Origin of the sequence: Rhodococcus sp. EPR-147, assembly GCF_001647185.1 — a bacterium.
Lineage (GTDB): Bacteria > Actinomycetota > Actinomycetes > Mycobacteriales > Mycobacteriaceae > Rhodococcoides.
Genome location: NZ_LVCU01000050.1, coordinates 1 through 5,533, shown reverse-complemented (window position 1 = coordinate 5,533; position 5,533 = coordinate 1). Strand labels below are relative to the sequence as shown.

The following is a 5,533-nucleotide window of genomic DNA, read 5'->3' as shown; positions in this document are numbered from 1 at the left end:
TCGGAAGACCCTGTTCGGCAAGCACTTTCATGGCCGCGCGCCATCGAATTCGAGGCCCGAACGGTGCCAGCGGTGCCGACACCGACCACGCTCTGTCGGCCCGTCGAAGCAGATCGTGCACGAGCTCACCCTCGATGTTGCGATGAATCAACACCTTCGGTAGCCGCTCCGCGATGTCCGACGGCATCTCGATGTCGAACGGATCCCATGCCAGCGTCAGTGAACGTGGCCCATCGGCGTCGAGCAACACCCAGGCGCAACGTCGACCGAGCTCGTCGCAGGTGCCGTCGATCAGCAGGCCGCCCGGTGCCAGGCCCGACAGAATGCGTTGCCAGGCAGCAGGTACCGCGTCCTCGGGATACTGCCGCAGTACGTTGAACGCCCGGACCAGGTTGGGACGCAATCCCGCCAGCTCGAAACCGCCGCGGGCGAACTCGACGCCGTCACTCCCCGGAACGACGCGTGCGGGGTCGATCTCCAGACCGGTGACTCGGAGATCGGGCCGGACGGTGCGCAGTCGACTGGCCAGCTCGCGCGTCGTGTTCGGCATCGCCCCGTACCCGAGGTCGACGACGAGGGGATCGGGCGAGCCCTTCAGAACGCGTCGAACATCGGGACTGTGCATCAGCCACCGGTCGCTACGACGCAACCGATTGATGCCGGTGGTGCCGCGGGTGATGACGCCTTCGGGGGCAGGAGTGGAGCCTGCGGAACGACCCCTGTTCGGTTTGCTCAGGGCTAGGCGTTCTTTTCGAGCCAGTCGGCGGTTACTTCGCCTTCACCGCGCCACAGGTCGATGAGGTTGACGAGCATGAGTTGCTCGAGTTTGCCGCCGATGAACGGCAGGAAGACCTTGGCCTCGGAGGAGGTGCGCAGCGTCGAACCGCCGTTGGTGGGGAAGAGCGAGGTGGTGCCCTTCAGCGAGCCGGGTCCGGCCGGAATCGACGCGTCGTAGTGGCCCGCGGTGACTTCCTCGTAGGCGTCGAAGTGCACGTTGCGGGTGATGACCATGTCTTTCTTCATCACCGTCTGCGCGATGTCGGGCAATTCGGTGCGCGGGATGACGTGGTGCATAACGATGTCGATTCCGGCGTCGGACACCTCGAAGCTCTTCAGCTCGTTCTCCGAGTACTTACGCATCTCCTCGATGCGCGCATCCCAGTGATCGCGACTGGAGAGAGCTGCATAGACCTGCTGCGTCGAGTGGGTGAACCGGGCGGAGTAGTTCATTCGGCGAGCCATAGTGCGCCAGGCTAGCCGTTGCCCTGCGCGGCGATCCAGTTACCGGTGAAGTCCTGCTCGTTGTCGATGAGCGAGAGCACCTGCTCGCTGATCATCGCTTCGATCTTGCCGCCGAAGATGGGGACCTTGACCTCGGTGGTGCCGGCCAGTGCGATGGTCGTCGTCTCGCCGGTGGCGTCGAGCGTGGTGGTGCCGGTGATGCGGGCCGGTGCGCCTTCGACGGTCGCTCCGAAGGTGCCGGCGGCGTGGGTACCGTCGAACGGTCCCCAGCTCTCGGTGCGTTCGATGATGAGGTCGCCCTTCTTGAACGCAGTCACCGCGGCCGGCAACTCCTCTTCGGGGACGGCCTGGGTCATGACGACGTCGATGGTGCCGTCGCCGACGGTGATGCTCTTCACGCTGGCACTGGGGCCGCCGATCTGCTCGATGCGGTCCTTCCAGTACTGCTCGGACGTCAGTGCAGCGTGGACCTTGTCGGCGGAGGCGGGCACAGTCGAGCTGTGCTCAATGGGGCGAGGCATCCCCGCAGGTTACCGGGTGGGTCCGACGCTTGTGCGCGACCGGTAGCGTGAGAGTCCGTGCCTACTGCAATTTCGGAGCTCACCACCATTCGGGTGGGCGGCCCGGCCCGTGAATTCTGCGTCGCGACGACCGGCGACGAGCTGGTCTCCCTCGTGCGCGACGCGGATCGCGCGGAGACCGATGTGCTGGTCGTCGGCGGTGGATCCAATCTGGTCGTCGGCGACGAGGGGTTCGACGGCCGAGTGATTCGGGTGACCGGTTCGCGGCTGGACATCGACGGCGAGATCGTGACGGTCGACGCCGGTGTCGAGTGGGATGCCGTCGTGCAGGCGACGATCGATGCGGGGCTGTCCGGCATGGAGGCGCTGTCGGGCATTCCAGGAACCACCGGCGCGACGCCCATCCAGAACGTGGGCGCGTACGGCGCGTCGACGTCGGAGTTGCTGCACGCTCTCACCGTCTACGACCGACAGACCCAGGAGACTTCGGTGTGGACGCCGGAGCAGTGTGGTTTCGGAACGCATCGATCGTCGGTGTTCAAGCGGTCCTCGCGGTACGTGATTCTGGACGTGAGCTTCGCGCTGAAGAAGACGACCGAGTCGCTTCCGGTGCGGTACGCGGCGTTGTCGGAGCGTCTCGACGTGCAGATCGGTGACGTCGTACCGGTGCCGGACGTACGCGCGGCCGTGCTGGCTCTGCGCGGTGAGCGGGGCATGGTGCTCGACGCGAGCGATCACGACACGTGGAGCGTCGGTTCGTTCTTCCTCAACCCGGTACTGCCCGAGGTGCCCGAGGCCGCCGCGCACGCACCCAGCTTCCCCGACCCCGCGGGAACCAAGATCCCGGCTGCCTGGCTGATCCAGAACGCGGGCTTTCCGCGCGGTTACGGCACCGAATTCGGGCGCGGCACCGCAGCGTTGTCGTCCAAGCACGTGCTGGCCGTCACGAACAGGGGTGGGGCCACCGCGTCGGACATCATGGCGCTGGCCGCGCACGTGCGAGACGGGGTGCAGGAGAAGTTCGGCGTCACGCTCACGCCCGAGTGTGACCTCGTCAACTGCGCGCTGGGTTAGGACCGGTCGAAACGGCGCATACGATGGAGCTTTGCAAGTGAAAGCTCGTAGGAGGTAAATCAGTGCAGGTCACCAGCGTGGGACATGCGGGATTCCATATTCGGACCGACGCCGGAAGCATCCTGTGCGATCCGTGGGTCAACCCGTCGTTCTACGCGTCGTGGTTCCCGTTTCCCGACAACTCGGGCCTGGACTGGGACGCTCTGGGTGATTGCGACTACCTCTACGTCTCACACCTGCACAAGGACCACTTCGACCCGAAGAATCTGGCCGAGCACGTCAACAAGGACGCCACGGTTCTGCTGCCGGACTATCCGGTGCTCGATCTCAAGCACGAGCTCGAGAAGCTCGGGTTCCACAAGTTCTACGAGACGACGGACTCGGTCAAGCACACGATCTCCGGGCCCAAGGGCGATCTCGACATCATGATCATCGCGCTGCGTGCGCCCGCAGACGGTCCCATCGGCGACTCGGGTCTGGTTGTCTCGGACGGCAAGACCGTCGCGTTCAACATGAACGACGCGAGGCCGGTGGACCTGGACGTGATGACCGAGAACTTCGGTCCCGTGGACGTGCACATGCTGCAGTATTCGGGCGCGATCTGGTACCCGATGGTCTACGACATGGTCTCGCGCGCGAAGAAGAACTTCGGCATCCAGAAGCGTCAGCGTCAGATGGATCGGGCGCGCCAGTACATCGAACAGGTCGGCTCGACGTGGGTGATTCCGTCCGCGGGCCCGCCGTGCTTCCTCGACGACGAGCTGCGCTCGCTCAACGACGTCTACGGCGCCCCGGCCAACGTGTTCCCGGACCAGATGGTGTTCCTCGAGCAGATGCGACTGCACGGGCACGACAAGGGCCTGCTGATGATGCCGGGCACTGCCGCAACCTTCGACGGTTCCGAATTGCTCTCGCACGAGCATCCGATCCCGACCGCCGAAGCCGAGGCCATCTTCACGACCGGCAAGGCCGACTACATCGAGGCCTACGCCCAGCGTCAGGCGTCGGTCATCGCTGCCGAGAAGGCAGCCTGGGCTCCGGCCGAGGGCGAGCCCCTGCTCGAACCGATGCGAGGCCTGTTCGAGCCGATCATGGCGCAGACCGATCTGATCTGCGACGGCATCGGCTACCCCGTCGGAATCACGATGGGTGACGAAACCGTCGTACTCGACTTTCCGAAACGGATTGTGCGCGAACCGATTTCGGACGAGAAGTTCCGCTACAGCTTCACCATCCCACCGGAGCTGGTACGCACCGCCATACGTGACCAGGAGCCGGACTGGGTCAACTCGATCTTCCTGTCCACCCGCTTCCGGGCCCGACGCGTCGGCGGCTACAACGAGTTTCTCTACACGTTCTTCAAGTGCCTCACCGACGAGCGCATCGCCTACGCAGACGGTTGGTTCTCCGAGGCGCACGACGACACCGCCACGATCACGATGGGCGGCTACGAGATCCAACGCCGCTGCCCACACCTGAAGGCGGACCTGACGAAGTTCGGCATCGTCGAGGGAAAGAAGCTCACCTGCAATCTGCACGGATGGGATTGGAACCTCGAGACCGGCCGCTGCCTCACCTCGAAAGGCCACGAACTGCGCACGCGCAAACTCTGAGTTCATTCCGCAGGCTCCACTCCTGCACCTGTGATCCTGCCCCCGAAAATCGGGGTAGTTCGCAGACGCAGGTACGTTGGACAACGTGCATGAGCAGGTAGAACAGACAAAACGGACGCGCACGGTGTGGTTGATCGCCGTGCTCGTCGCCTTGGTGGCACTCGTGGCAGGCTGCACCGTCGGATCGGGCGATGGCAGCTCGGGTGCCGCGGCCCCGACCACCGCGGCAGCTCCCGTCGCCCAGGTCACCGAGAACCCGGTCGCAGGTGCCGTCGACGTCAGTCCCGTCGCGCCCATCTCGGTCTCGGTCGCCGACGGAACGCTCACCCAGGTGGCGTTGACCAACCCCGACGGCAAGGTCGTCCAGGGCGCGCTCTCGCCCGACAAGACCTCGTACGCCGTCACCGAGCCCCTGGGCTACGGCGTGCAGTACACATGGTCCGGCACCGCACTGGGCAGCGACAACAAGACCGTCGACATCACCGGGGCCTTCACCACCGTCGAACCAGACAGCCGTACGTCGGTGAGCACCAACATCGGCGACGGCCAGGAAGTCGGCATCGCCGCGCCGATCATCCTGCAGTTCGACTCGGCGATCGCGGACAAGGCGGCCGTCGAGAAGGCATTGACGGTGACCACCAACCCGCCGACGCCCGGCGCGTGGGCCTGGTTCCCCGACGACAACGGCTCGCGCATCCACTGGCGTCCCACCGACTACTGGGCTCCCGGCACGACGGTCTCGGTGGACGCCAAGCTCTACGGCGTGAACTACGGCGACGGCGCGTACGGTGCCGACGACGTCACCCTGAACTTCAGCATCGGACGCAGCCAGGTGGTCATCGCCGACGCGACCAGCCACCGCATGCAGGTGGTCCGTGACGGCCAGACGATCATGGACATCCCCGTCAGCTACGGCGAGGGCAACGAGGATCGCAACGTCACCCGCAGCGGCATCCACGTCGTCACCGAGAAGCACGAGGACTTCCTGATGTCCAACCCGCCGTTCTACGAGAACGTTCGCGAACGCTGGGCGGTGCGCATCTCCAACAACGGTGAATTCATCCACGCCAATCCGCTGACCAC

The 5,533-nt window shown here is 65.1% G+C and carries 6 protein-coding genes; 3 read left to right on the top strand and 3 right to left on the bottom strand.

Annotated features, from left to right (window positions below):
* From A2J02_RS02100 to A2J02_RS02090, 3 genes are all read right to left on the bottom strand, one after another.
* Window positions 1-625 (bottom strand): class I SAM-dependent methyltransferase (locus A2J02_RS02100; protein WP_068046127.1); only part of this gene is annotated, 625 nt, incomplete at its 3' end.
* A gap of 113 nt (window positions 626-738) precedes the next feature.
* Window positions 739-1,242, bottom strand: a complete 504-nt coding sequence (locus A2J02_RS02095; RefSeq protein WP_032380350.1) for a DUF2505 domain-containing protein — start codon at window positions 1,240-1,242, stop codon at window positions 739-741.
* An 11-nt stretch (window positions 1,243-1,253) separates the two neighbouring features.
* The gene (locus tag A2J02_RS02090) at window positions 1,254-1,763 is read right to left on the bottom strand and encodes a DUF2505 domain-containing protein (protein ID WP_068046123.1); all 510 of its coding nucleotides are present in this window, start codon (window positions 1,761-1,763) and stop codon (window positions 1,254-1,256) included.
* 57 nt (window positions 1,764-1,820) lie between these two features.
* Between A2J02_RS02090 and A2J02_RS02085 the strand changes: the two genes are divergently transcribed.
* From A2J02_RS02085 to A2J02_RS02075, 3 genes are all read left to right on the top strand, one after another.
* A complete protein-coding gene (locus tag A2J02_RS02085; protein WP_068046121.1) occupies window positions 1,821-2,837 on the top strand; it encodes a UDP-N-acetylmuramate dehydrogenase in 1,017 nt (338 codons plus the stop codon).
* 62 nt (window positions 2,838-2,899) lie between these two features.
* Complete coding sequence (locus A2J02_RS02080) at window positions 2,900-4,450, top strand: MBL fold metallo-hydrolase (RefSeq protein WP_068046118.1); 1,551 nt, start codon at window positions 2,900-2,902, stop codon at window positions 4,448-4,450.
* Window positions 4,451-4,535: 85 nt separating this feature from the next.
* Window positions 4,536-5,533 (top strand): L,D-transpeptidase (locus tag A2J02_RS02075; RefSeq protein ID WP_231911396.1); only part of this gene is annotated, 998 nt, incomplete at its 3' end.

Bases quoted from the DNA above. Each gene is read 5' to 3' on its own strand.
- A2J02_RS02095 (WP_032380350.1), bottom strand. From the start codon at position 1,242: ATGGCTCGCCGAATGAACTACTCCGCCCGGTTCACCCACTCGACGCAG.
- A2J02_RS02090 (WP_068046123.1), bottom strand. From the start codon at position 1,763: ATGCCTCGCCCCATTGAGCACAGCTCGACTGTGCCCGCCTCCGCCGAC.